1 rRNA gene is annotated in these 566 nt (G+C 54.4%); it reads left to right on the top strand.

Annotated features, from left to right (window positions below):
• A 23S ribosomal RNA gene (locus AXK60_RS13800) occupies positions 1-566 on the top strand; the annotation flags it as partial.

The following is a 566-nucleotide window of genomic DNA, read 5'->3' on the forward strand; positions in this document are numbered from 1 at the left end:
GACGGTGTGGAGGGAACGAGGGGAAGTGAAACATCTCAGTACCCTCAGGAAGAGAAAACAATAGTGATTCCGTGAGTAGTGGCGAGCGAAAGCGGATGAGGCTAAACCATGCACATGTGATACCGGGTAGGGGTTGTGTGTGTGGTGTTGTGGGGTTCATCTTTCCAGCTCTACCTGGCTGGACAGCAGTGAGAAAGTGTCGTGTTAGGTGAAGTGGCCTGGAACGGTCCGCCGGAGAGGGTGAGAGTCCTGTAACCGAAAACACGGTGCCTGTTGTGATGGATACCCGAGTAGCAGCGAGCCCGTGAAATTCGCTGTGAATCTGCCGAGACCACTCGGTAAGCCTAAATACTACCTTGCGACCGATAGCGGACAAGTACCGTGAGGGAAAGGTGAAAAGTACCCCGGGAGGGGAGTGAAATAGTACCTGAAACCGTGTGCTTACAATCCGTCAGAGCCCTCGTTGTGGGGTGATGGCGTGCCTTTTGAAGAATGAGCCTGCGAGTCAGTGCTCGGTGGCGAGGTTAACCCGTTGTGGGGTAGCCGTAGCGAAAGCGAGTCCGAAT

Origin of the sequence: Tsukamurella pseudospumae (assembly GCF_001575195.1) — a bacterium.
Classification (GTDB): domain Bacteria; phylum Actinomycetota; class Actinomycetes; order Mycobacteriales; family Mycobacteriaceae; genus Tsukamurella; species Tsukamurella pseudospumae.